Source organism: Mesorhizobium delmotii (assembly GCF_900149755.1).
Classification (GTDB): Bacteria; Pseudomonadota; Alphaproteobacteria; order Rhizobiales; family Rhizobiaceae; genus Mesorhizobium; species Mesorhizobium delmotii.
The window spans coordinates 56,588-79,527 of record NZ_FUIG01000103.1; the positions used below are offsets into that span (position 1 = coordinate 56,588).

General features: G+C 61.5%; 23 protein-coding genes, 1 tRNA gene and 1 riboswitch. Of the genes, 8 read left to right on the top strand and 16 right to left on the bottom strand.

Translation table 11 applies throughout. The features are described 5' to 3' along the window. Window positions 1–167 precede the first annotated feature (167 nt). The 4 genes from cobO to BQ8482_RS35940 are packed head-to-tail and all read right to left on the bottom strand — an operon-like array spanning window position 168 to window position 2,275. Entirely contained in the window at window positions 168–782 is a 615-nt protein-coding gene (gene cobO / locus BQ8482_RS35925; protein ID WP_123151842.1) for a cob(I)yrinic acid a,c-diamide adenosyltransferase, read from the bottom strand. Between the two features lies 1 nt (window position 783). Next, entirely contained in the window at window positions 784–1,281 is a 498-nt protein-coding gene (cobU, locus tag BQ8482_RS35930) for a bifunctional adenosylcobinamide kinase/adenosylcobinamide-phosphate guanylyltransferase (RefSeq protein ID WP_123152086.1), read from the bottom strand. 22 nt (window positions 1,282–1,303) lie between these two features. After that, on the bottom strand, window positions 1,304–2,080 hold the full coding sequence (locus tag BQ8482_RS35935; RefSeq protein ID WP_123151843.1) for a CbtA family protein: 777 nt from the start codon (window positions 2,078–2,080) through the stop codon (window positions 1,304–1,306). 15 nt (window positions 2,081–2,095) lie between these two features. Beyond that, window positions 2,096–2,275 carry a CbtB domain-containing protein gene (locus BQ8482_RS35940; protein WP_095494621.1) on the bottom strand — a complete coding sequence of 60 codons (180 nt, stop codon included), beginning with the start codon at window positions 2,273–2,275 and terminating at the stop codon, window positions 2,096–2,098. 37 nt (window positions 2,276–2,312) lie between these two features. Next, window positions 2,313–2,509, bottom strand: a riboswitch (cobalamin riboswitch). Between the two features lie 272 nt (window positions 2,510–2,781). Here BQ8482_RS35940 and BQ8482_RS35945 point away from each other — a divergent pair. After that, complete coding sequence (locus BQ8482_RS35945) at window positions 2,782–3,774, top strand: acetyltransferase domain-containing protein (protein WP_123151844.1); 993 nt, start codon at window positions 2,782–2,784, stop codon at window positions 3,772–3,774. Beyond that, window positions 3,771–4,277 carry a methyltransferase family protein gene (locus BQ8482_RS35950; RefSeq protein ID WP_123151845.1) on the top strand — a complete coding sequence of 169 codons (507 nt, stop codon included), beginning with the start codon at window positions 3,771–3,773 and terminating at the stop codon, window positions 4,275–4,277. The genes BQ8482_RS35945 and BQ8482_RS35950 overlap by 4 nt, the downstream gene beginning before the upstream one ends. 84 nt (window positions 4,278–4,361) lie before the next feature. Here the strand turns inward: BQ8482_RS35950 and BQ8482_RS35955 are convergent, their stop codons facing one another. Further along, window positions 4,362–4,748, bottom strand: a complete 387-nt coding sequence (locus tag BQ8482_RS35955) for a MerR family transcriptional regulator (RefSeq protein WP_023685221.1) — start codon at window positions 4,746–4,748, stop codon at window positions 4,362–4,364. A gap of 147 nt (window positions 4,749–4,895) precedes the next feature. Further along, window positions 4,896–6,326 carry a magnesium transporter gene (gene mgtE, locus BQ8482_RS35960; protein ID WP_123151846.1) on the bottom strand — a complete coding sequence of 477 codons (1,431 nt, stop codon included), beginning with the start codon at window positions 6,324–6,326 and terminating at the stop codon, window positions 4,896–4,898. 549 nt (window positions 6,327–6,875) lie between these two features. Here mgtE and BQ8482_RS35965 point away from each other — a divergent pair. Together BQ8482_RS35965 and BQ8482_RS35970 are read left to right on the top strand one after the other, a co-directional pair. Next, complete coding sequence (locus tag BQ8482_RS35965) at window positions 6,876–8,213, top strand: glycosyltransferase family 4 protein (protein ID WP_123151847.1); 1,338 nt, start codon at window positions 6,876–6,878, stop codon at window positions 8,211–8,213. Further along, the gene (locus BQ8482_RS35970) at window positions 8,195–8,965 is read left to right on the top strand and encodes an HAD-IIB family hydrolase (RefSeq protein WP_342211013.1); all 771 of its coding nucleotides are present in this window, start codon (window positions 8,195–8,197) and stop codon (window positions 8,963–8,965) included. The genes BQ8482_RS35965 and BQ8482_RS35970 overlap by 19 nt, the downstream gene beginning before the upstream one ends. A gap of 22 nt (window positions 8,966–8,987) precedes the next feature. On the opposite strand, the gene BQ8482_RS35975 is transcribed toward BQ8482_RS35970, so the two are convergent. Both BQ8482_RS35975 and BQ8482_RS35980 read right to left on the bottom strand, forming a co-directional pair. Further along, complete coding sequence (locus BQ8482_RS35975) at window positions 8,988–10,703, bottom strand: GH32 C-terminal domain-containing protein (RefSeq protein WP_123151849.1); 1,716 nt, start codon at window positions 10,701–10,703, stop codon at window positions 8,988–8,990. Between the two features lie 186 nt (window positions 10,704–10,889). After that, entirely contained in the window at window positions 10,890–11,909 is a 1,020-nt protein-coding gene (locus BQ8482_RS35980) for a phosphatase PAP2 family protein (protein ID WP_123151850.1), read from the bottom strand. A gap of 82 nt (window positions 11,910–11,991) precedes the next feature. On the opposite strand from BQ8482_RS35980, the gene BQ8482_RS40865 reads away from it, so the two are divergent. Both BQ8482_RS40865 and BQ8482_RS35990 read left to right on the top strand, forming a co-directional pair. Next, window positions 11,992–12,267 carry a cupin domain-containing protein gene (locus BQ8482_RS40865; RefSeq protein ID WP_425294171.1) on the top strand — a complete coding sequence of 92 codons (276 nt, stop codon included), beginning with the start codon at window positions 11,992–11,994 and terminating at the stop codon, window positions 12,265–12,267. A 15-nt stretch (window positions 12,268–12,282) separates the two neighbouring features. Continuing rightward, window positions 12,283–13,194: a dihydrodipicolinate synthase family protein gene (locus BQ8482_RS35990; RefSeq protein WP_123151851.1), complete on the top strand. Its 912-nt coding sequence runs from the start codon at window positions 12,283–12,285 to the stop codon at window positions 13,192–13,194. 111 nt (window positions 13,195–13,305) lie between these two features. Here the strand turns inward: BQ8482_RS35990 and BQ8482_RS40870 are convergent, their stop codons facing one another. The 4 genes from BQ8482_RS40870 to dctP all read right to left on the bottom strand — a co-directional run bounded on the left by BQ8482_RS40870 (window position 13,306) and on the right by dctP (window position 16,612). Then, window positions 13,306–13,560, bottom strand: a complete 255-nt coding sequence (locus tag BQ8482_RS40870) for a hypothetical protein (protein ID WP_123151852.1) — start codon at window positions 13,558–13,560, stop codon at window positions 13,306–13,308. 344 nt (window positions 13,561–13,904) lie between these two features. Further along, window positions 13,905–15,194, bottom strand: coding sequence for a TRAP transporter large permease (locus BQ8482_RS36005; RefSeq protein WP_123151854.1), 1,290 nt, complete (start codon window positions 15,192–15,194; stop codon window positions 13,905–13,907). A 10-nt stretch (window positions 15,195–15,204) separates the two neighbouring features. After that, the gene (locus BQ8482_RS36010) at window positions 15,205–15,732 is read right to left on the bottom strand and encodes a TRAP transporter small permease (RefSeq protein WP_123151855.1); all 528 of its coding nucleotides are present in this window, start codon (window positions 15,730–15,732) and stop codon (window positions 15,205–15,207) included. 352 nt (window positions 15,733–16,084) lie between these two features. Continuing rightward, window positions 16,085–16,612, bottom strand: coding sequence for a TRAP transporter substrate-binding protein DctP (dctP, locus tag BQ8482_RS36015; RefSeq protein ID WP_208867962.1), 528 nt, complete (start codon window positions 16,610–16,612; stop codon window positions 16,085–16,087). A 393-nt stretch (window positions 16,613–17,005) separates the two neighbouring features. Between dctP and BQ8482_RS36020 the strand changes: the two genes are divergently transcribed. Beyond that, window positions 17,006–17,824: a methyltransferase domain-containing protein gene (locus BQ8482_RS36020; RefSeq protein WP_123151857.1), complete on the top strand. Its 819-nt coding sequence runs from the start codon at window positions 17,006–17,008 to the stop codon at window positions 17,822–17,824. 193 nt (window positions 17,825–18,017) lie between these two features. Here BQ8482_RS36020 and BQ8482_RS36025 read toward each other — a convergent pair. Beyond that, window positions 18,018–18,102, bottom strand: a tRNA-Leu gene (locus BQ8482_RS36025). Window positions 18,103–18,283: 181 nt separating this feature from the next. Between BQ8482_RS36025 and lipB the strand changes: the two genes are divergently transcribed. After that, window positions 18,284–19,027, top strand: a complete 744-nt coding sequence (lipB, locus tag BQ8482_RS36030) for a lipoyl(octanoyl) transferase LipB (protein WP_123151858.1) — start codon at window positions 18,284–18,286, stop codon at window positions 19,025–19,027. 514 nt (window positions 19,028–19,541) lie between these two features. On the opposite strand, the gene BQ8482_RS36035 is transcribed toward lipB, so the two are convergent. Genes BQ8482_RS36035 through proS form a run of 3 tightly spaced genes read right to left on the bottom strand, consistent with a single transcriptional unit; the run spans window position 19,542 to window position 22,830 of the window. Further along, window positions 19,542–20,225, bottom strand: coding sequence for an ABC transporter ATP-binding protein (locus BQ8482_RS36035; RefSeq protein ID WP_174654574.1), 684 nt, complete (start codon window positions 20,223–20,225; stop codon window positions 19,542–19,544). Then, a complete protein-coding gene (locus BQ8482_RS36040; protein ID WP_123151859.1) occupies window positions 20,222–21,505 on the bottom strand; it encodes a lipoprotein-releasing ABC transporter permease subunit in 1,284 nt (427 codons plus the stop codon). The genes BQ8482_RS36035 and BQ8482_RS36040 overlap by 4 nt, the downstream gene beginning before the upstream one ends. Beyond that, window positions 21,502–22,830, bottom strand: coding sequence for a proline--tRNA ligase (gene proS, locus BQ8482_RS36045; protein ID WP_123152087.1), 1,329 nt, complete (start codon window positions 22,828–22,830; stop codon window positions 21,502–21,504). Before proS ends, BQ8482_RS36040 begins: the two co-directional genes overlap by 4 nt. Between the last annotated feature and the right edge of the window lie 110 nt (window positions 22,831–22,940).

Below are 22,940 nucleotides of genomic sequence, written 5' to 3' on the forward strand. Positions count from 1 at the left end.
AACCGCGCTCTACGACAAGCCCCCTCTCCGGCCGCTTGGCGGCCACCTCGGTGGGCGAGGAACCCACGTCTTGAGGCTTCGAGGGACAGCACCCCTTCTGCCCTGCCGGGCATCTCCCTGCAAGGAGGAGATCGGCCGCTTCGCCGATGACGCCTCCTTCGGAATGTTCAGAACTCTATGCCTTGCTGTGCCTTCACGCCGGCGGAAAAGTGATGCTTGGTCACGCCCATCTCGGTGACAAGATCGGCGGCATCGACCAGCGCCGGCTTGGCGTTGCGGCCGGTGACGACAACATGCAGGTTTTCGCGGCGCCCTTTCAGCGCCGCCACCACTTTGTCGAGATCAAGATAATCGTAGCGCAGTGCGATGTTCAGCTCGTCGAGCACCAGAAGGCTGATCGAAGGATCGGCCATCAATTCGAGCACCTTGGCCCAGGCAGTTTCGGCGGCAGCGATGTCGCGCTTCAGATCCTGCGTTTCCCAGGTGAAGCCCTCGCCCATTGTGTGCCAGACGACCCGGTCGCCGAAGGCGGCAAAAGCATCCTTCTCGCCGGTGTGCCATTTGCCCTTAATGAACTGGACGACGCCGACGCGCCTGCCGTAGCCGAGCATCCTCAGCGCCAGCCCGAAGGCGGCAGTGGTTTTGCCCTTGCCGGGCCCGGTGTTGACGATCAGCAGCCCCTTCTCGACCGTCTTTGCCGCGACCTCTGCGTCCTGCACCGCCTTGCGCTTGGCCATCTTGGCGCGGTGGCGTTCCTCGTCCCGGTCGTCGATATCGGTCATCTCATTTCACCTTGAGCGGCAGTCCCGCCACCATCAGCAGCACTGTGCCGGCGACGGCCGCGACCTGCTGGTGGAGCCGGCCGGCGGCATCGCGAAACCGGCGAGCCAGCGCATTGTCGGGCACGATGCCCTGGCCAACCTCGTTGGAAACCACGAACCACGGCCCTCGCGGCCGCGACAGCACATCCGCCAGCCATCGGCATTCGGCCTCAATGTCATGTTCGGCCAGCATATGGTTGGTCAGCCACAGCGTCAGGCAGTCGATCAGGACGGGCCGGCCGTCAGGCAGCGCCTTGATCGCGCCGACGAGATCGAGCGGCGCGTCGATGGTCGTCCAGCCCTCGTCGCGCCGCGACCGATGCAGCGCGATGCGTTCGCGCATCTCGTCATCATAGGCTTGCGCCGTGGCGATATAGGCCCACGGCGCCGGACAGGCCGTCACCAATCTTTCGGCATGCGCGCTCTTGCCGGAGCGCGCACCGCCGATGACCAGGGTCAGCCTCCCGCCGGGAGCAACGGGATCAGGCAAAGCTGTCGCGCAGGCCGGTCGCGGTGCCGGTCAAGCGGCCGCGCACCGCGCCGACGACGGCGCCGAGCACCAGCCAGAACACCAGATTGGTCAGCGTCACCGCCACCACGAACTGGTGGTGCAGGCCTTCCGGGATCGGCGATTTGAAACTGTCGGGCTGCGGCGCGCCGACGATATGCGGCGCCACGATCAACGCCATGGCAAGCAGCGCCAGCGGCAGCGATTTGCGAAATGCGAGCAGCCCGAGACCGGCCGCGGTCGCCACCACCGTCGCCGTCCACCATATCTGGCGCTGGGTGAGATCGGCCGCCGGCATAGCCGGCAGTTCGGGCGGCAGGCCGAGGTTTGGAGCCAGCGTGAACACCGCAAAGCCGGCAAGGCCCCAGAACAGGCCCTGACGCCAATTGCCGATGCCGCCGGCGAACTCCGAAGCGGCGACCAGGATCAGCGCAAAGCCGATGCCGGTGACGACGTTGGCAACGACATTGAAGGCGAATCGTTCAAAACCGTCGGCCGGCGCCCAGCCTTCGTCTTCCGCAGCCGGAGCGGCAGCTTCGGCCGGTTCGGCGCTGCTCATTGCATTGGCGTCCGTGGCGTTCGCGGCGGGCGCCGCGGTATGGTCATGCGTGTGACCACCGCCGGCCTGTTCGTAGACTTCCGCCTTGAGGATGAGCGGCACGGTGGCAAAGGCCTGCATGCAGGCGAGAACGACGCCAGCCACAAGCCCTGCGATCGCCGCGATGAACACGACGTTGCGAAACAGTGTCATGATGTCAGCCCCTCGTCAGTGGCAGGGAAACGCCATCGAATGGCGATAGTCGTGGGCGGCATTGTGGACCGCATCGATATGCGAGAAGCCGACAAAGCCCATGACGAAAATGCCGAGAAATGCAGCAAGCGCCAGCTGCACGAAGCGCGACTGCGAGGAGACGGAAGCGCCGAGCGAGACGGAAGCGGTATTCATGTCTTGTCCTTTCGCCCTCCACCCGAGGGCATAGAAGTCAGTTCTCCTGTCGCCGGCAGGTCTCCTGGCTCGCGGATCAGCGCCCTTCCCCACCTTCCCGAAGAAACTCTTCAGTGGCACATGGAGAGGACTACCGCACACAGTTGCGGGGGCAGCCACGGCATTGGGCAAAAAAATCGCCCTCACCGCATTCCCTCTTGGTTCCAAAACGGAACCGACGACGGCTGCGACTATAGGCAGAATCGCTGCGCCCGGCAAACCAAATTCCGCCAGCTACCAGCGCGAAAGCGCCACTTGGCTTCAGCCTTCCAATGAGACGATCTGATTGCTTCAACGCTTCAACGCTGCAACGCTGCAACGCTGCAACGCTCCAAGGTCACGGCCGTGGAGTGCTGCGATCCAGAGGTTAAAAGCGAACCTTGGGGCGGTACCGGCGATAGCCCGCCTTCTTTTGTCCGGGGCAACCATGATAGTCGTCTTGCAGTGCTGAATCAGATTGCGAGATCATGAGCATTCCTACGCCGGCCGTTCAGGACCGATCCAAGCGCATCATCTCCATCGACGTCGCACGCGGCTTCGCCTTGCTAGCCATGGCGAGCTACCATTTCACCTGGGATCTCGAATTCTTCGGCTACACCGATCCCGGCCTGACCGCCTTCGGCTGGTGGAAATTCTACGCGCGCTGCATCGCTTCGACCTTCCTGTTCCTGGTCGGCGTCAGCCTGTTCCTTGCCCATGGCAAACAGATCCGCTGGAGCGGCTTCTGGAAACGCTTCGCCATGGTCGCCGGGGCGGCGCTCGCCATATCGGCCGCCACAAGGCTTGCCACGCCCGACAGTTTCATCTTCTTCGGCATCCTGCACGAGATCGCGCTCGCCAGCCTGCTCGGCCTGGCGTTCCTGCGGCTGCCGGCGCTGCTGACGCTGGTTGTCGCGGCTTTCGTCATCACCGCACCGCTCTACCTCAGGTCCGAGATCTTCGATCATCCGGCCCTGTGGTGGGTCGGCCTGTCGGCAACCAATCCGCGCTCCAACGATTATGTCCCGCTGTTTCCATGGTTCGGCGCCGTGCTTGCGGGCATCGCGACGGCAAAACTCGCCTCCGCTTCCGGCCTGCTGGCGCGGTTGGCAGGCCTGACGCCCGGCCGCTGGACAAATCCGCTGGTCTTTATCGGCCGGCACAGCCTCGCCTTCTATCTGATCCACCAGCCGGTGCTGATCGGCTCGATCTGGCTTTTTTCGCAAGTCATGCCGGCACCGGTCGAGACCAGGCAGGTCACCTTCCTGAAAGAATGCCAGACTTCGTGCGAGCAATCGCGCGACACGGAGTTCTGCTCCAGCTATTGTGTGTGCATGCTCGATACGCTCGAGGGCGAGGCCACGCTTGATCGGCTCTACCGCAACGACCAGGCTGCGGAATGGAAGGCACATCTCGACGAGCTCGCCGGCGCCTGCACTGCCAAAGCCGACAGCACTTTGATGGAGGGAGGAGCACAATGACCGACCATCAACAGAAACCTGGGCAACAGAAACCGGGGCAGCCGAGACCGGGGGGTATACCCTGGCCGCCGCTGATCTATGTCGCGGCCATCGCCGTCAGCGTCGCGCTTGGCTTGCTCTATCCGCTGCCATGGATCGGCGGCCTTTTGGGCGACATCCTGTTCGCGGCCGGCTGGGTGGCATTGTTCGGCGTCGTCGCGCTCTGGTTCACGGCGATCCGCACCATGATCCGGGCAAAGACGACTCTCCACCCAAACGCCGTGCCCGATCACCTGGTCACATCAGGCCCCTTCGCCGTCAGCCGCAACCCGATATATCTGGCCAACACGCTGCTGCTGATCGGCGTGGCCCTTATCTCGGGGATCGTATGGTTCCTGCCGCTGGCGATCATCGCCGCCTTCGCAACGCAGAAGATGGCGATCGAGGGCGAGGAAAGAGTTCTGACGGCGAAATTCGGCAAGAAATACCGGGATTACGCTAAAAAGGTGCGGCGCTGGATTTGAGGCGTGCGGCAAGGTCTTTTTAAGAATTCGCTCTGGCAGAAAACCACGCTAGCTGAGCGCCAGTAGAATTATCAAAAATGCCGCTCAGGTGTTGACGCCGAGTTCCACCAATCGCTCGACGCAGGATTCCTCGGCCTGGTCGAGTTCGGCCAAGGTCTCTTCGAGGTCGCGGCGCTTCTGGCGCAGATCCTCGCGCTTTTCCTCGATGCGCTTGATCATCAGGTTGAGCTGACCGACCTCCCCGGGCGGCTCCTTGTACATCTGGATGATTTCGCGGATTTCGTTGATCGAGAAGCCGAGCCTTTTGCCGCGCATGATCTGGCGGATGAGGTGCCGGTCCGACGGGCGAAACAGCCGCGTGCGGCCGCGCCGTACCGGCTGCACCAGCCCTTCGTCCTCGTAGAAGCGCAGAGTCCGCGTCGAAACATCGAATTCGCGGGTCAGTTCGGTGATCGAATAATATTCCCGCATCGTTACTCCAAAACCCCGGAAAACGGCGCGATTGCCATCATGCGGCGATGCCTTCATTCACAAAAGGGCTCGTCCCGCACCGGAATCGACCGGCAGCTCTCCATCCAAACCTCGCACGCAACTTACGTAAAAGTCAATTGAAACGCCTTATCCGGCTCCCGCGCCCAGATGCAACCACCAGGTGGCAAGGCTAAGGAAGGCGAGGAAACCGATAACGTCGGTAATCATCGTCGTGAAGATTGATGATGAAATCGCCGGATCGGCGCCGAGCCTGTCGAGGAACAGCGGAATCAGAATGCCGCCGAGTGCCGCAGCCAGCATGTTCACGATCATCGCCGCGGCAATGACGAAACCGAGATCGGGATTGTGAAACCAGAGGCCGGCGACCAGCCCGAGGATCGCCGCAATGACCATGCCATTCAGCAAGCCGACCACAACCTCGCGGCGAATGACGCGACCGGCATTGTAGATATCGAGGTCGCGTGTGGCGAGCGCGCGCACGGTCACTGTCATCGTCTGCGTGCCGGCATTGCCGCCCAGCGAGGCGACGATCGGCATCAGTGCGGCAAGTGCGACCATTTCCTCGATCGTCGCACCGAATATACTGATCACCGAGGCCGAGATGAAGGCCGTCCCGAGGTTGACCAGAAGCCACGGAACGCGCGAGCGCGAGGTCGAAAGAATGCTGTCCGACAGTTCTTCATCGCCGACACCACCCATGCGCAGCAGATCCTCCTCTGCTTCCTGCTGGATGACGTCGACGACATCGTCGATGGTGAGCACGCCGACCAGCCGGTCATTCTCATCGACGACGGCGGCGGAGAGAAGGTCGTATTGCTCGAATTCGCGCGCCGCCTCTTCCTGGTCCATCGTGGCCGGAATGGCGTGCCTGGTCTCATGCATCACCTCTTCGACCTTGATCGAGCGCTTGGTGCGCAGGATCTGGTCGAGGTCGATGGCGCCGAGCAGCTTGAAGCTTGGGTCGATGACGAATATCTGGCTGAAGCGGTCGGGTAGGTTCTGGTCCTCGCGCATGTAGTCGATGGTCTGGCCGATCGTCCAGAACGGCGGCACCGCGACGAACTCCGTCTGCATGCGGCGGCCGGCGGTCTCTTCGGGATAGTCGAGCGAGCGGCGCAGCCTGATCCGCTCGGTGAACGGCAGTTGCGACAGGATCTCGTCCTGATCTTCCTTTTCGAGATCCTCGAGAATGTAGACCGCGTCGTCGGAATCGAGATCCTGCACCCCCTGGGCAATCTGCGCGTTGGGCAGGCTGTCGACGATGTCGCGGCGGATCGCCTCGTCGACCTCGGTCAGCGCGGAAAAATCGAAATCGGCGCCTAGCAATTCGACCAGCGCGCGGCGCTGTTCGGGATGAAGCGCCTCGAGCAGATCGCCGAGTTCCGATTGGTGCAGGTCGTCGACTTCACGCTTCAGCGTCAGCGTGTCGCGATCGGCGATCGCGGCGCCGATCTGGGCCAAGAACGACGACAGAATGGCGCCGTCCTCGCCATAAATGTCGGCATGGCTGCCGTCAGCGGCCCTGGCGCCGGTCGTCTGTTCGTCCTGGCCTTCCACCAGCGCCTCCCGCCATCAGAATTCCGGAAAAGGTGCCTGTCACGTCTAGAACATTGGACCCAAAAGTGGAAACCGGTTTTGGGAAAAATCCGATGCTCAAACACAAAGATAGTGCGGCGGCACGATTCGACCTGAGAGTCCGCCTCTGCGCAACGCGTGGGAATATCAAACGAAATACGCCCTTCCCCGCCGTGGAGCGAAGGCTGGTGCAACCGGATCGCCCGACAGACGTTGATGCCGCACTCGGCCCTCTCCTCAAGGACGCGAAGGCTCGGGCGATGAGGTCAGAGACCAACGGGCGCAAGGGATGACAGACTGATCGAAATGGCAGCCGTTGGACACCGTAAATCCTCGAAGAACCGTCGAACGTCGATTCCAGGCAACTCGGTGACCGAAATATGCGACAGAGCCGGTTTGCCTTATCATCACGTCAAATGCGTTGACCTGAGCGCATGCTCGGAATTTGCGAATGGAGGGTGGAATCCTTATAGTTGTGAATTGGCGCACGCTTTCGACTGCGGGCGTGCAGAATCGTAGAGAAGGATACAGATGCCGGACGTCAACTCGGATGCGGCGACACCTCGAATTGCACTCATTTCAACCCACGGCTACGTAGCTGCCAACCCACCACTCGGCGCGGCCGATACCGGCGGACAGGTGGTCTACGTCCTGGAGCTTGCAAAAAAGCTGGCCCAGTTGGGCTATGCCGTCGATATCTGGACGCGGCGATTTGAAGACCAGCCTCCTGTCGATGAAGTGGCAGACGGGGTTCGTGTCCTGCGTGTCGCCTGTGGCGGACGCGATTTTATTCCGAAGGAATATCTTCACCGCCACCTTCTCGAGTGGTGTGAAAACGCGCTACGCCTCATTCGCAGGGAAAACCTCTCCTACGACTTCATCAACAGCCACTACTGGGATGCGGGCGTGGCGGGGCAGCGACTGTCGGAAGCGCTCACTATCCCGCACATCCATACGCCGCATTCCCTCGGCATATGGAAGCAGCGCCAGATGAAGACGGACTACCCGGACAAGGCCGATACATTCGAGGCCGAGTTCAATTTTACGGAGCGCATAAAGCACGAGACGATCATCTATCGAAGCTGCGCGATGGTGATCGCAACAACGCCGCCGCAGGTGGACATGCTGGTCGAAGACTACAGTCTCGAGCGCGACCGCGTGCACATGATCCCGCCCGGTTACGATGACAACCGGTTCTTTCCTGTCAGCGAGGCTTCTCGCCGGCTGATCCGCCATCGGCTCGGCTTCGAGGGGCGAACGATCCTGGCGCTCGGCCGGCTCGCCACCAACAAGGGCTACGACCTGCTGATCGACGCATTTTCCGTGGTGGCGCCGCGCGTGCCGGATGCGGTCCTGAGGCTCGCTGTCGGCGGCGAGAATATGGACGAGCAGGAACAGAAGATCCTGAACCAGCTCAAGGAACAGGTTGAACAGCTAGGCTTGCAGGATCGTGTCGTCTTTTCAGGCTATGTTGCCGACGAGGATCTGGCCGATACTTATCGGGCGGCTGACATGTTCGTCCTGTCGAGTCGCTACGAGCCGTTCGGCATGACCGCGATCGAGGCGATGGCCTGCGGAACGCCGACCGTGGTTACGATCCATGGCGGCCTCTATCGCGGGATCAGCTATGGCCGCCACGCGCTTTTTGGCGATCCGTTCGACAAGGAAGATCTCGGCATCACCATCGTCAAGCCTATGAAGCACCCGCGCCTCTATGGCCGACTGGGCCGCATGGGTGCGCACAAGGCGCGCAGCCTGTTCACCTGGACAGGTATCGCGCAGCAGCTGGTCAGCCTTGTCGAGGGACGTCCAGTGTTGAAGGCGGTCGACGACCATGATTGGGACGAGCCGTGGAACGACGGCGATTGAAACCGATCGCGCTTCTATCGAGTGATCTCGACGGGACTCTGGCGGGCGATCCGCCGGCGACGTCACGCTTTCGGTTAAAATGGGAAGCTCTCGATCCCGAGCACCGGCCGGTTCTCGTCTACAACAGCGGTCGTCTGGCCGACGACATTTTGAACTTCGTCGACGAAGTCGCCCTGCCAGCGCCGGACTACGTGATCGGCGGTGTCGGTACGATGCTCGCCGGTCCGCGGCACACCTCGCGCCTCGGGCATTTTACCCAGAGGTTTTCGGAAGGCTGGTCTCTTGAAAAGGTCGATGCGGTGCTCGGATCGCTCGAAGACACCGTCCGTCAACCCGACGGCTATCAACACGCCTTCAAATCGAGTTGGTACCTGCTCGACGCAAGTCCGGAAGCCCTTGCCAGCATCGAGCGTGCTCTGGCCGAAGCCGGCCTGTCGGTGACGATGGTTTATTCGAGTGGACGCGATCTCGACATCCTGCCGCGTTCAGCAGACAAGGGGCAGGCGCTGGCCTGGCTCTGCAATGAACTCGGCATCGGTCTGGATGAGGTGGTGGTCGCCGGCGATACCAACAACGATCGCAGTATGTTCGACCTGCCGGGTGCGCGTGGGATTGTCGTTGCCAATGCCCTTCCCGAACTGCTTGACATGGCGCGGGACAACCCGCTGATTTACAGCGCGAAGAAACAGTTCGCCCTTGGCGTCGTCGAAGGCCTCGCTCATTGGTCGGTGTTTGCGGACGCCCGATCCTGAGCTGAAAATATTGATCTCCCTGTCAAGGTTTGAGCGCCCATACCGTCGCGTGTAGAACGGCCCCCGTCTCGGCGATGAGACGTGCCGATTGTACCGGCTCAAAACCGCTGATCCGCTTCGTGCCAGCCCAACGACCGCGATCCGCAAAAACCTCTATCGATCCGTAGTCGAGGAATATCCGCAGCCGTTTTGGACGGGCTCCCTTGGCGATATAGTGAGGAGATTCCGCTGCGCCGCCGTCTTCATGACAAATGGCAAGTCCCTCGTCGTCAACCACAACTTCAAGTCGGACAGTTGGATGTTGGAGTTTCAGGCGGAAATGGGCACCCGGCCTTTCCAACTCGAACAGGATTTCGACGGCGCCATTGATAAAGCTTACCTGCTCTCCGGCTGCAAGGCGTGTTCGGTCCAGAATATGGCTCCGCAGGCTCTCGGCAGCACCGATGGGCGGGGTATGCAACTCGCCTGCAGACAGATGGATATTGCGAGGTAACGTCATGGCTGTGGGGAAATCGATCGCCGGTCCGGTGTCGGCCCAGTTGGCAAGCCATCCTATACCGACAATGGCATCACCGTCGACGAAGGCCTGGAAGGCGTAGTTATCCGTCCCGAAGTCCAGTTCCTGTTCGAATTCCTTGGCAAAGGTCTGACCATCGAACCAGCCGACAATAGCCATTGTCAGGTTCTTGCGCCGGGTGGACTGGTCCTCGCTGTTCATCAGCCCGAGAATTAGAACCCAGCGCGTCGCGGGATCGGTCGCGGGCCCGTCGAGCGGCAGCAGACAGGGACATTCGATCGCCGTCGTCCGATAGTGTTTCTCGACCAGAAGCTTGCCGATATATGTCCAGCCGGTGGCGGCCGTATGGTCATGGGTTTCGTAGAGCAGGACAACGCCACCCTCATCGCTCTGGCTGCCCAGCAGCATTTTCCAACGGCCATCCGGTCCCTTGAAGACGTACGGGTCGCGAAAATCGGTGGTCAATCCTTCGTCAAGCGGGCGGTAGGGCAGGATGACGTCAGCATTTCCCGCCGTGATGAGGTCGCTGGAAGTGGCAGTGAGCTGGATTTGCTGTTCCGGGCTACGGTCCTGTACCTGCTCGGTGAAAAAGACGCGAATGCCCGGGCCATCGGCAAGCGGGACGGCTGAGCCGGAATATGCACCGCCCCGTTTGTCGGGCCTTGCGGTAAGATCTTCCGACGGGAACAGGAAGATGGGCATGTGACGCCACCGCAAATAGTCGGAAGAGACGGCGTGGCCCCAATGCATCGTATTCCACCGAAGTCCATGTGAATAATGCTGGTAAAAGAGATGTGGGCGACCTCCAAACCGACCGAATCCGTTTGGATCGTTCATCCAGCCGAAGGGCGGACGAAAATGATAGCTGTCAGGGATGTTCGGCGGCGCATTTCCGGGATTGGTGTGGAGAACTGTAATGCCTGTCTCCAGCACGTCGGCCAATGCGAACCAATAGGCAACCGATACCGATGTTTGGTAGGTGTCGTAATCCAGTTCGACACTGCCGCCGCCGAAGACGTGAAAAATTCTGAATTCATACTCTTCGGCGTTCGTAACGCTCACCTCGCCGAACTTGCCACGGACATTGGAAAAAGACAGCGAGCCCGGAACGTCCGGCTTGGTCGCCTTAAGCCAGATATGGAACGTGGCGTTGACTGGCAGGTCGGCATGCAGGCTTCGAATGGTGTCCCCTCCTGCAATCCTCACCTGGCTGTCACTCATAAAGATGCCTCCATTGCGTCCGGCTTTCCCAGGCAGGTCGAGTATCAAAACCGGGTGCTCGACCTGGAATGCGTTGCGGAAGGTTAAAGCTGGATTTTCACTTTGGCAAAGTCATTCCCCGGATCGACGCAAGACCTTCCCTTTTCCGCGGGTTGCCTCTGGCTGACATTGCCAGGCGCTGCGCACCTAACCTTCTATGGGTTGGCGTATCACAAACTGTGTCTCAATTTGCGCTGGCCGGCGTCCGGTTACCCACCAGATCACCGACACCACAATGATGGAGACGTAGCCGTCAACAGCATAGTGCCATCCGGTATATACCGAACCGTACATTATCAGGGCTGCGAAGATCCAACCGAGAACACCGAGCCAGCGATTGAGGGAAGAAAGCAGATAGGCATTCAGTGTGGCAAAGGCGACGTGCATGCTTGGCATGGCCGAGATGCCGCCGCCAAGGTCTGGCCGGCCGCTCTGGTAAGCCGTCAGCAGATATGCAGCGGGCTCCCGCACCATGTGGCTATAGTCGAGACCGTCCATGGCGGCGTTGAGTCCGTTGAAGCGGTCTTCGCCAACAAACTGGTGGTAGTAGATCGGCCCAACCGATGCCAGCGCCAAGGCCAGGACAGTGCCGAGGATGGATAACGTCAGCGCGGCTGCCCAGAGGTAGCGGACGCGGCCAATCTTGTCCGACCAGAGAGACACGAAAAGCATGGTGCCGAACCACTGGAAAAACCAAATGACCTCATAGCTGTTGAAGACGACGATCGACCAAGTGTTGCTGTCGAGCTTGTGCGTGAGTTCCCACGGCGCTGCCCCGTGCAACCATTCATCCAGATCGGCTAACCAGTTGTCCGCATAGAATGGAACGACGAACGGGATGGCCATCTTGTAGGTAGAGAACGCGGTCAAGCTGGCGAAGAAGAACAGCAGCACCAGAAAACAGCCACGCCAGCGCGCTCGGACCAAATCTACGGCGTAGCGAGTTGGTTTTCCTCGACCATAAATAAGCGCAGCGGAACAGACACCAGCAACAAACAAGATCGGAATACCGGCGGCGAACTTCTGGGCATAAACCAGCGTTAGGTGGAAGAAAGACTGTGGACTTATTGCAGACGCGCACACCACGTAGATTGCTAAAAAGAACGCAAGGCGCAATGACCATTTTGTCGATGGACTGTAGTCCCCTGCCTCCGCAATTAAGAGCATACTAATTTACCAAGGTTCAAATGCCGACATCGGTAGCATTATGAATGTGATAGCGAAGCAAGCTTACCATGCGGTTACTTCAATGCCTGGCTGTCACTCAAAAGATGGCTCCGTTCCGCACTGGCACGACAACGAGCAGATCCTTGTCATGGTATCGGGCATGTGTAAGCTCACCATTGACGGCAAGATCTTCGACGCACATCCGGGCGACCTTCTTTTCTTTCCCGCCGGCCCCGCCATTGCGCGATCGGCACGGGACCGGAAGGCTGCGTCCATTACGAAATCTTCGCGCCCGCCCGTCCGGACCAACTGCCGGGTTGGATCGGACCATCGGTCCTGCGCTACGACTGAAAGCTGAATTTAGGAGGATCTCATGGCCATCGGTCCTGACACCAAAGGTGTCTACACCATTGCCCCGACGCCGTTCGAGGCGGATGGCAAGATCGACTGGGAATCACTTGATTCGATGGTCGATTTCTACGAGCGCTGCGGCGTCGATGGGATGACAATCCTCGGCATCATGGGTGAGGCCCCGAAGCTCGACGCCGGCGAATCGCTCGAGATCGTCAAACGTATCGTGGCGCGCACTAAGCTGCCGGTCATCGTCGGCGTCTCTGCCCCTGGCTTCGCCGCCATGCGCAGCCTTGCGCGCGCCTCGATGGAAGTTGGCGCGCAGGGCGTGATGATTGCGCCGCCGCCGGCGCTGCGCACCGACGACCAGATCGTCACCTATTTCCGCAACGCATCCGAAGCGGTCGGCGAGGATGTTCCTTTCGTCCTGCAGGACTATCCGCTGACCCTCTCGGTCGTCATGACGCCGGCCGTCATCCGCCGCATCGTCACCGACAATCCGGCCTGCTTCATGCTCAAGCACGAGGACTGGCCGGGCCTGGAGAAGATCAGCGCGCTGCGCGGCTTTCAGAAGGACGGCTCGCTGCGGCCGCTGTCCATCCTCACCGGTAATGGCGGACTCTTCCTCGACTTCGAGATGGAGCGCGGCGCCGATGGCGCGATGACCGGCTACGCCTTCCCCGATATGCTGGTCGACGTGGTGAAACTGTCTGCCGCCGGCGAGCGCGACAAGGCGCACGATCTTTTCGACGCCCACCTGCCCTATCTGCGCTATGAACAGCAACCCGGCGTGGGACTTGCGGTACGCAAATATGTGATGATGAAGCGGGGTGCCATCGCGTCCGATGCCCAGCGCAAGCCGGGCAGTGCGTTGTCGGCGGCGGCCAGACAAGAGGTCGACTACCTGCTCTCGCGGCTGGAAAGCCGCGTCTAGAGCGCTTGCGTCTCGATGGAACCAAAACCGCGCTCTAACTCTTTGTTTCAACGCATTTTGTCGAACGCCAGACGAAGACGTTTTGGCTGCCTAACGCTCTAGCTTTCGTCTTCAGCTTTTTGACTTTTGGTCGCGGGCGTGAGCCTCGACCGAGGGCGCATTGACGCCGGGTCCGGTCGGCGAACCCGCCAAGGGGAGCGAGTGGCACCACCGGACTGCGCTACGGGCCAGGATCCGCAGAGCCTCGGCTCGCGCCTGGCGCGCCCTATGCTCCAGCGCCAGCAGATCCAAAGGACCCTGCCGCTGCCGCCAGTTGAACAGAAGATCATCGGTTTCTCGGGTTTGCCGATCCTTGTTCGGACACATCGGTGTTGTCCCTCCCGGCTCGTTGGGAAAAAGCGATACCGAACCGAGTCAGCGGCTGGATCGCTGATAGCCGGCGTGTTTTCGGCGCGAGCCGTAGCGCTTCTCGTAAAGCGGTCGCAGCAGCGACTGAATGTCAGGATCTGACACGCGCCTGCCTGCGGTTCTTGCCGAGTTGATTCCCTTGATCTGTCCATCGAGGGCTCGGCGCACTTCGTGCGGAAAAATGCCGTTTCGATACATCGCGCTCTCCTGATTGACGAGAATGTTGGGCGCGATAGTCGATGGGCGGCACTACGGAATAATTTCAAGGAGGAGGAATTTGATTACAGTTGTAGCAACGGAGATCAGCGCATTGTCGCCGGCAACCACAGGGCAATCTGCGGGAAGATGATCAGCAGCACTGTCGTCACGCCGAGCGCAATCGTCAGGATGCTGGTGCCCTTGTAGACCTTCGTCAGGTCGGCTCCCGCGGTTGTGCCAACGACGAACGCGACAAGGCCGATCGGTGGGAAGACAAGCCCGATAGTGACCATCATCATGGAAACGACGCCGAACCAGATCGGATCGAAGCCGAGCGAAGTGATGAGCGGGAACGTCAGTTGCAATGTCAGAAGCAGCAGCGGGATCTCGTCCATGAACATGCTGATGACGAAGTAGACCGCCAAAATGGCGATGATCACCACCCAGCGATTGAGATCGATAGCGGTCACCAACGCGACGATCTCCTGCGGGATACGGCTGAGCGTCATGTAGTGGCCGAACAAGGTCGCGCCGATCAGGATCAGGAAAATCATCGCGGAGATGCGAATCGTCGATTTCAGCGCCTGCAACACGTCGTGCGCCGACAACCTGCCTAATGCGACGCCGATCACGCCCGCCATCAACGCGCCGACCGCACCGACCTCGGTCGGAGTCGCGATTCCGAGGTAGAGCAACGCGATCACGACGACGATGAGCAACAGGCTCGGCCATACGCGCGCCAGGCTTGCCCAGCGCTCCCTGGCCGGAGCGCGATAGGTCTTAGGCGCATGCGCCGGGCTGATCGTGACCCAGAGATAGATCGTCAATGCCAGCAGGATGCCGGCCAGAATGCCGGGCACGATGCCGGCGACCAGCAGCTTGCCGACGGAAGTTTGCGTGGCGAGCCCGTAGATCACCATGGCGACGCTTGGCGGGATCAGGATGTCGAGCGTCGCGCCGACGCCGATCGCGCCGGCGGCAAGCTCGTCGGAATAGCCGTGCCGGCGCATCTCCGGCATGGCGATGTTCGACATCACCGAGGCCGCGGCGACGCTCGCACCAGACATCGCGCCGAAAACCCCGCAGGAGAACATGGTGGCGATAGCAAGCCCACCGCGGATGAGCGACAACCAGTTGCTCGCCGCCGTGTAAAGGTCGCGCGCCAGCCCGCTCGAAGCCGAGAAATAGGCCATCAGGATGAACATCGGGATCGTCGTGAGCGCATAGTTCGCCACCGTATCGAACGGCGTCAGGGCGACGATGCCCAGCATCTTGGCGAGATCGCCGGTCACCACATAAATGCCCAGCATGCCCGACGCGGCAAGCGCGACCGCGATCGGCACGCCGAGCAGCAGAAGCGCGACCAGGGCGACAAGGGGAAGCGCGGTAAGCATCGGCTAACGTTCACGATGCGGCGGACCGGTCAGGACGCGGCGGACTGGTCAGGATTGCCAGCACAAGAACAAGGAAGCCGAGCGGCGCCAGCAAGTACGCCGGGCTGACCGGAACTGGAAGCGCACTCAGTGTCGTTGGGTCGGAGAGCGAGCGGTATGCCTGCTGCACGGTCGCCGCCGCGAATACCAGGCAGCACAGTATGGCAATGACGTATGCGAGGTGCTCAGCAATCGATCGCAGCGACAGCGAAAGCCGATCCACCAGAAAGGTCACCCGGACGAAGGCTCCGCCTCGAAATGCGGAGGGCAGGCCGAGAAAGATTGCCGCGGTCATCAAGTATTTCTCGGTGAGCTCGTAGGCGATCAGGATCGGGCTGTTCAAAAAATAGCGACAGGCGGCGTCGGCGCTGGTCAGCAGCATCATGATTGCGGTCGCGGTGACGGCGACGTAAGCGAGCATGAGCTCGCAACGCCGCTGCCACGTCTCGATTCGTCCAAAAACGGTCATGTCGTGGGAAGGTGGCATCGTGTCGGACATCGGCTTCTTGAAGGATGAATTTTCGTCGAGGCGTCGTCTCGCTCTGGGAACCGGCGACCGTCAGTCGTTCAACATCTCGACGGTGGCTTCGAGAATCTGTCGAGCCTCCCCGTGGCCCTTGGCTTCCATTTTTTTTGACCCACGCGTCCCAGAGCGGCTGAGCGGCGATCTTGTTCCAGCGCGCCACCTCCTCCGTCGGCATCGCGTAGCGGATCATCTCACGGTTTTCCGCCTCGGCCCTGTCGAGGGCTGCCTGTTCGGCTGCGTCGAAGAAGTTCCTGCCCCACAATTTCGAACCTTCGAGGCCGCTGACGCTCATGATGGCGTCGCGGATGTCCGTGGGCAGCCTCTCCTATTTCTGTTTGTTGGCGCACAGCGAGCCGTACACGGCAGAAAGCGGCGCGATCGTGTCGTATTTCGCGACCTCGTAAAGCCGGAAGGCATTCACCGCCTCCCAGGGCGCTCCCATGCCGTCGACCAAGCCCTTGTCGAGAGCCTGGTAGACATCCGGCATCGGGACCAGTGTCGGCACGGCGCCCAGCGCCTTCATCTGCTCGGTCGGCGGTCCGCCGGTCACGCGTATCTTGAGACCCTTCAGGTCATCCAGCGTCTTCACCTGTTTGCTAGTGGTGAGGAGGAAGTACGGATGGCTCGTCCGCAGCGCCAGCGGCTGGATCTCGGCATATTCCTTCCGCATGGCGGGGAACTTTTCGTAGAGCTTCCACAACACCTCGCTGCCTTTTTCGGCGGACGTGATCGGCAGGCCAGGCAGGGTGATCACGTCCGACAGCGGGGTGATGTCCGGCCAGTAGCCGTGGAAGCACCAGCCGATGTCGACGATGCCGGCGCGCACCGCGTTCCACGTTTCCGTCCCTTTCACCAGGGTCTGGCCCGGATAGTCGGCGGATTCTGGTCGGCCACCGTCAGTGTCACTTCCTGCGCGGGTGCCGCCGCGATCAGAGCAAGTACGGTGGCCATGATCCCGACCGCCGAGACAAGGTTTCTGACGACGTTACATGACTGGTGATAGGCTCATCCTTCGCGCTCCGCTGCTCTCATGTCGAGAACGGCATTGTCTCGGAGAATTTCGCTACAGAATGATTTCAGCGAAACGGAGTTTGGTTACGTCTGTAACAACGGGGAGCTTCGTTGTTGATCGCCCGCGGCGCCTTATGGCACTTTGCTGTGGAAGGAGGCGGGCCGCTTGGCGCCGATGCTGGCCCAACGTGAGCGTCAATAGCAACCAGCGGCAATAGCGATTGGGGAAAAACCCATGGCCAAGGCAGAGGAACTCCGGACCTACATCATCAAGGGTGGCGAGGAGGGGCGGTCGCGGCTCACCCTCATTTCGCGCGTGCTGGCGCCGGCAACCCGGGCGCTTCTCGACCGCTTCGAACCACTGAACGGAATGTTGGCGCTGGACGCCGGTTGCGGCGGCGGTCACGTCAGCTTCGAACTGGCGGCTCGGATCGGTTCAAACGGCCGCGTCGTCGGATTCGATCTCGACGAAGAGAAGCTGGCGGCGGCCCGCGAAGAGGCAGCCAACCGCGGCCTCGCCAATGTCGCGTTTCACCAGGCCAGCGTGCTCGATCCGTGGCCGGTCTCGGGCGCCGCGTTGGGCTATATCCGGTTCGTACTCACGCATCTCGCGAGGCCGGAGGACGTGCTGGCGAGAGCGAGGGCGGCACTGGCGCCCGGCGGGGTCTTGATCGTCGAGGACATCGACTATGCCGGCCAGTTCTGCGATCCGCCTTGTCCGGCCGTCGACCGCTATCGCGAGCTCTTTGTCGCGACGCTCAAGGCGCGCGGCGGCGACCCGTTCATCGGGCGCAGGCTGGTCCGCCTTCTGGAGAGCGCGGGCTTTGCCAGTGTCGACTCCTGTCTCGTCCAGCCCTTCGGGCGAAGCCGCGACGTCAAGCAGACCACGTCGCTCACCATGGCGGCGATTGCCGAGGCGATCGCGACATCGGGCATCGCCTCCGCCGAAGAGGTCGACCATGTGACGCGCGAGATCAAAGCCTTTGCCGACCGGCCGGACACGACCATATCCCTGCCGCGCATCTTTCAGGCGTGGGGGCGAATGAGTAGCTGAGAGATGCATTGCCTTCCGGCAACGGCCTTGCCGTATGACGGCTTTGCGTCAAACCACGCGGTTAGTGCGCGGCGTTCCGCGCCCAAACCACCCGCAGGTCCGGGCAGTGTTTCAGCTTGCATAAACAGTCTTGGGAAGAACTGCAGGGAAACACAAAATTGCGCAATAAAAATAGTAGCTTATTGGATAAAGCTGGTGCGGTCGAGAAGACTCGAACTTCCACGGGTTGCCCCACAGCGACCTCAACGCTGCGCGTCTACCAATTCCGCCACGACCGCACGTGGTAGGAGCCGGAACGAACCGGCTCGCGGCGTGTAGCAAATCGTTTCCGGCGAAACAAGGGCGCGTCGCGCAATAATTGCCCGGCATTCAGCATAACCCTCCAAAGGGGTTGGAACGCGCCCGGAACTGGACGTTTCAACTGATTGCCGCCATATGTGGGGCGACACGAGACACACCATGACAGAACGCAGCCAGATCGCCACGTCGTTCCTGCCCCAGCCCGGTTCGGCGCCGGTCGAATGGCGGATCGAACCCGGCCTCACCGCCTATCCGGATGCGCTTGCCGTGATGGAGGCGCGTGCCGAAGCGATCCGAAGCGGCGCCGCCGGCGAGATGGTCTGGCTGGTCGAGCACCCGCCGCTCTACACCGCCGGCACCAGCGCCCGCATCGAGGATCTGATCGAGCCGGACCGTTTCCCGGTGTTCGCGGCCGGGCGCGGCGGCGAATACACCTATCATGGGCCAGGCCAGCGGGTCGCTTATGTGATGCTCGACCTGAAGCGGCGGCGCGAGGATGTCCGCGCCTTCGTCGCGGCACTTGAACAATGGATCATCGGCACGCTCGCCGCCTTCAACGTGCGTGGCGAACGGCGCGAGGATCGCGTCGGCGTCTGGGTGGTGCGGCCGGATCGCCCGCCCCTGGCCGACGGATCGCTCGCCGAGGACAAGATCGCCGCCATCGGCATCAGGCTGAGGCGCTGGGTGAGCTTTCACGGTATTGCCATCAATGTCGAGCCGGATCTCGCCCACTTCAGCGGCATCGTGCCGTGCGGCGTACAGGATCATGGCATCACCAGTCTCGTCGATCTCGGTCTTCCCATAACGATGGCCGATCTCGACCTCGCGCTAAAATCCGCCTTCGAGCATGTCTTCGGACCCGCGGCACCTTTGCTTGTCGAAACGGCCCGCAAGGCCGGCTGAAAAGCGGCGCTGAACCACCGAGCTCCGACGCAGCCCCTCACCCCGTGAAGAACGGGGCGCGCTGCCTCACATCGCTCCGATCCAGATCGCCATGGAAATGAGAAACGTGCTCATGCACACTAGTGACACGACATCCTGAACAAGACCGGTCATAACGCTCTCCTGTTTTCAGTATGTTCGTATTTTGTTCTAATTTTGTTCGAATGTCAACGACCGCAATCAGAGCGTGTCGCGAAATTCGGGCGCTCAGTTCGGCAGGGTTAAGGAAAGGTTGAGAACGGATTTCGCTGTTTCCGCGCTGGTTGCATGTGGCGAAAAATGCAGCCAGACGGCACGCTGGCGATCAGCCCGTTAGGTGTATCGAGATTCAGGTCAGGCCGAGCCGGAGTCGAAGAGGGCGCGATGCAACCAGACTGGGTGAGTTCCGAGAACCGGAACGGAGCGTACTGTTGGGTATGTGAGTACCGGAAGCGTGGGTATCAGCCGTTCGCAGGCCGGCTGAATACTGATATACCTAAAGCGGAACAACCTTGCCGTCGGCGAGCGTGACGCGACGGTCCATGCGCGAGGCAAGCTCGTGATTGTGGGTGGCGATCAGCGCCGCCAGCCCCGATTGCCGGACCAGCGCTCCCAATGCCTCGAACACATAGGAGGCGGTGACCGGGTCGAGGTTGCCGGTCGGCTCGTCGGCAAGCAGCACCAGCGGCGCATTGGCGACGGCGCGCGCGATGGCGACGCGCTGCTGCTCGCCGCCGGACAGTTCGGAGGGGCGGTGCTGCGCGCGCTTGCCGATCTGCATGTAGTCGAGCAGTTGCGCCGACCGCTCGGCAGCCTCCTTGCGCGTCAGGCCTTTTATCAGCTGCGGCATCATGATGTTTTCCAGCGCCGTGAACTCCGGCAGCAGGTGATGGAACTGATAGACGAAGCCGACATCGTTGCGGCGGATCGCCGTGCGCTCGTCGTCGGAAAGCCGCCCGCAGGCGCGGCCGGCCAGAATGACATCGCCGGCGTCCGGCCGCTCCAGCAGGCCGGCGGTGTGCAACAGCGTCGATTTGCCGGTGCCCGAAGGCGCCACCAGCGCCACGATCTCGCCGCGCTTCAGCGAAAAATCGGCGCCGTTGAGAATGGTGAGCTTGCGCGGCCCCTGGACATAGTGCCGCTCGACGCTCTTCAGCTCGATAATGGCCTCGGCCATCATTCGTACCTCAGCGCTTCGACCGGATCGAGCCTGGCCGCGCGCCATGCCGGAAACAGCGTCGCCAGGAACGACAGCACAAGAGCCATCAGGATCACCGAGATCGTCTCGCTGGCGTCCATGCGGGCAGGCAGTTGGCTCAGGAAATAGAGCTCGGGATTGAACAGCCTCTCGCCGGCCAGCCAGGAGAAGAACTGGCGGATTCGCTCGACGTTCAGGCAGATTACAACGCCCAGCAGCACCCCTGCGATGGTGCCCACCACGCCGATCGCCGCGCCCGTCATCAGGAAGATGCGCAGGATCGCGCCGCGCGTGGCGCCCATGGTGCGCAGTATGGCGATGTCGTGGCCCTTGTCCTTCACCAGCATGATCAGGCCCGAGATGATGTTGAGCGCCGCCACCAGCACGATCAGCGTCAGGATCATGAACATGACATTGCGCTCCACTTGCAGCGCATCGAAGAAAGTCCTGTTGCGTTCTCGCCAGTCGACCATGGTGATCGGCCGCTGCGACGCCTCCTCGACCTTCGGCTTCAGCGCATCGACATTGTCGGGATTGTCGACATAAATCTCGATCGCCTGAGCCCGGCCATCCATGTTGAAATAGAGCTGTGCTTCCGAGAACGGCATGTAGACGATGGAGCTGTCATATTCTGACATGCCGACCTCGAAGATCGCCGTGACCGGATAGCCTTTCATGCGCGGTGTCGTGCCGAGCGGCGTCACATCGCCGTCGGGCGCGATAAGCGTGATGGTGTCGCCGAGCACAAGACCGAGATTGTCGGCCATGCGGCTGCCGATGGCGACGCCCTCGCCTGTGTCGAAGCCGGCGATCGAGCCCTGCTTGATATTGCTGGCGACGATTGAAATCTTGCCCAGATCTTCACCGCGTATGCCGCGCACCAGCGCCCCTGATCCGCCGCCGATATTGCCTTGCGCCAGGACCTGCCCGTCGATCAGCGGAATGGCGTATTGGACGCCGGGCACGCCGTTGATGCGGCCGGCAACCTGCGCATAGTCCTCCAGCGGCATGTCGAGCGGCTGCACGATCAGATGGCCGTTGACTCCGAGGATGCGCGTCAGGAGCTCGGCGCGAAACCCGTTCATGACAGCCATCACGACGATCAGCGTGGCGACGCCCAGCATGATGCCGAGGAAGGAGATCGATGCGATGACGGAGATCACCGTCTCCTTGCGGCGCGAGCGCAGATAGCGCCATGCGACCATGCGTTCGAAAACGGAAAAAGCTCCGGCGGCCGGGGGTTTCGCTGCGGCTTCGCTCATCCGGCAAAACCGAAGCGTTTCTTCATGTCCACGATCGGCAGCGTCTCACGCTCGCCGGTCCTGCGATTCTTGATCTCGACCTCGCCGGCCGCCACGCCGCGTGGCCCGACGATGACCTGCCACGGCAGGCCGATCAGGTCGGCGGTGGCGAACTTGCCGCCCGGCCGCTGGTCGGTGTCGTCGTAGAGCACGTCCTTGCCGACGGCGACAAACGCCGCATGGAGTTCGTCGCAGACGCGGTCGCAGTCGGCGTCGCCGGCTTTCATGTTGATCAGGCCGATGTCGAAAGGCGCCACCGCCTCCGGCCAGATGATGCCGTTGTCGTCATGGCTGGCCTCGATGATCGCCGCGACCAGCCGCGTCGGGCCGATGCCGTAGGACCCCCCGGAGGCAAAATGATCCTTGCCGTCGGGCCCGGTCACCTTGGCACCCATCGGCTTCGAATATTTGTCGCCGAAATGGAAGATGTGGCCGACCTCGATGCCGCGCGCCGAGACCCGGTCGCTTGTCGCAACCTTCTCCCACGCCGCCTCGTCGTGCATCTCGTCGGTCGCGGCATAGGGCGTCGTCCATGTCTTGACGATATCGCCGATCGCGGCATCGTTGGAGAAGTCCGTGTCCGCCCCCGGCACATCAAGCGCGAGATAGTCGCGATGGCAATAGACCTGGCTCTCGCCGGTGTCGGCCAGGATGATGAATTCGTGGCTGAGGTCGCCGCCGATCGGCCCGGTGTCGGCACGCATCGGGATTGCCTGCAGCCCCATGCGCGTGAACGTCCTGAGATAGGACACGAACATCCTGTTATAGGCCGCCTTGGCGCCTTCGAAATCGAGATCGAAGGAATAGGCGTCCTTCATCAGGAACTCGCGCGAACGCATGACGCCGAAGCGCGGCCGCACCTCGTCGCGGAATTTCCACTGGATGTGATAGAGATTGAGCGGCAGATCCTTATAGGACTTCACATAGGCGCGGAAAATCTCGGTGACCATCTCCTCGTTGGTCGGTCCATAGAGCATGTCCCGGTCTTGCCGGTCCTTGATGCGCAGCATCTCCTTGCCGTAGTCGTCATAGCGGCCGCTTTCGCGCCACAGCTCGGCGGACTGGATGGTCGGCATCAGGATCTCGAGCGCGCCGGCGCGGTCCTGCTCCTCGCGAACGATGCGGCAGACCTTGTCCAGCACCCTTTTGCCGAGCGGCAGCCAGGAAAAACTGCCTTGCCCCTGCTGGCGGATCATGCCGGCGCGCAGCATCAGCCGGTGCGAGACGATTTCGGCCTCGCGCGGATTTTCTTTGAGGATAGGCAGGAAATAGCGCGACAAACGCATGGACTGGTCCGTGAGAGAGAGGATTGCCGCACCGGAATCGGCGCAGCGCAGGCTTGCTTGCCCCGGCTTCATAGCCATTTCATGACGGAATGGAAACCCGCCCCTCGGGA

Coding starts and splice junctions, on each gene's coding strand:
- cobO (WP_123151842.1), bottom strand. CDS start 782: ATGACCGATATCGACGACCGGGACGAGGAACGCCACCGCGCCAAGATG.
- BQ8482_RS35935 (WP_123151843.1), bottom strand. CDS start 2,080: ATGACACTGTTTCGCAACGTCGTGTTCATCGCGGCGATCGCAGGGCTT.
- BQ8482_RS35940 (WP_095494621.1), bottom strand. CDS start 2,275: ATGAATACCGCTTCCGTCTCGCTCGGCGCTTCCGTCTCCTCGCAGTCG.
- BQ8482_RS35945 (WP_123151844.1), top strand. CDS start 2,782: ATGAGCATTCCTACGCCGGCCGTTCAGGACCGATCCAAGCGCATCATC.
- BQ8482_RS35950 (WP_123151845.1), top strand. CDS start 3,771: ATGACCGACCATCAACAGAAACCTGGGCAACAGAAACCGGGGCAGCCG.
- BQ8482_RS35955 (WP_023685221.1), bottom strand. CDS start 4,748: ATGCGGGAATATTATTCGATCACCGAACTGACCCGCGAATTCGATGTT.
- BQ8482_RS35965 (WP_123151847.1), top strand. CDS start 6,876: ATGCCGGACGTCAACTCGGATGCGGCGACACCTCGAATTGCACTCATT.
- BQ8482_RS35975 (WP_123151849.1), bottom strand. CDS start 10,703: ATGAGTGACAGCCAGGTGAGGATTGCAGGAGGGGACACCATTCGAAGC.
- BQ8482_RS35980 (WP_123151850.1), bottom strand. CDS start 11,909: ATGCTCTTAATTGCGGAGGCAGGGGACTACAGTCCATCGACAAAATGG.
- BQ8482_RS40865 (WP_425294171.1), top strand. CDS start 11,992: ATGCCTGGCTGTCACTCAAAAGATGGCTCCGTTCCGCACTGGCACGAC.
- BQ8482_RS35990 (WP_123151851.1), top strand. CDS start 12,283: ATGGCCATCGGTCCTGACACCAAAGGTGTCTACACCATTGCCCCGACG.
- BQ8482_RS40870 (WP_123151852.1), bottom strand. CDS start 13,560: ATGTGTCCGAACAAGGATCGGCAAACCCGAGAAACCGATGATCTTCTG.
- BQ8482_RS36005 (WP_123151854.1), bottom strand. CDS start 15,194: ATGCTTACCGCGCTTCCCCTTGTCGCCCTGGTCGCGCTTCTGCTGCTC.
- BQ8482_RS36010 (WP_123151855.1), bottom strand. CDS start 15,732: ATGTCCGACACGATGCCACCTTCCCACGACATGACCGTTTTTGGACGA.
- BQ8482_RS36020 (WP_123151857.1), top strand. CDS start 17,006: ATGGCCAAGGCAGAGGAACTCCGGACCTACATCATCAAGGGTGGCGAG.
- lipB (WP_123151858.1), top strand. CDS start 18,284: ATGACAGAACGCAGCCAGATCGCCACGTCGTTCCTGCCCCAGCCCGGT.
- BQ8482_RS36035 (WP_174654574.1), bottom strand. CDS start 20,225: ATGATGGCCGAGGCCATTATCGAGCTGAAGAGCGTCGAGCGGCACTAT.
- BQ8482_RS36040 (WP_123151859.1), bottom strand. CDS start 21,505: ATGAGCGAAGCCGCAGCGAAACCCCCGGCCGCCGGAGCTTTTTCCGTT.
- proS (WP_123152087.1), bottom strand. CDS start 22,830: ATGCGTTTGTCGCGCTATTTCCTGCCTATCCTCAAAGAAAATCCGCGC.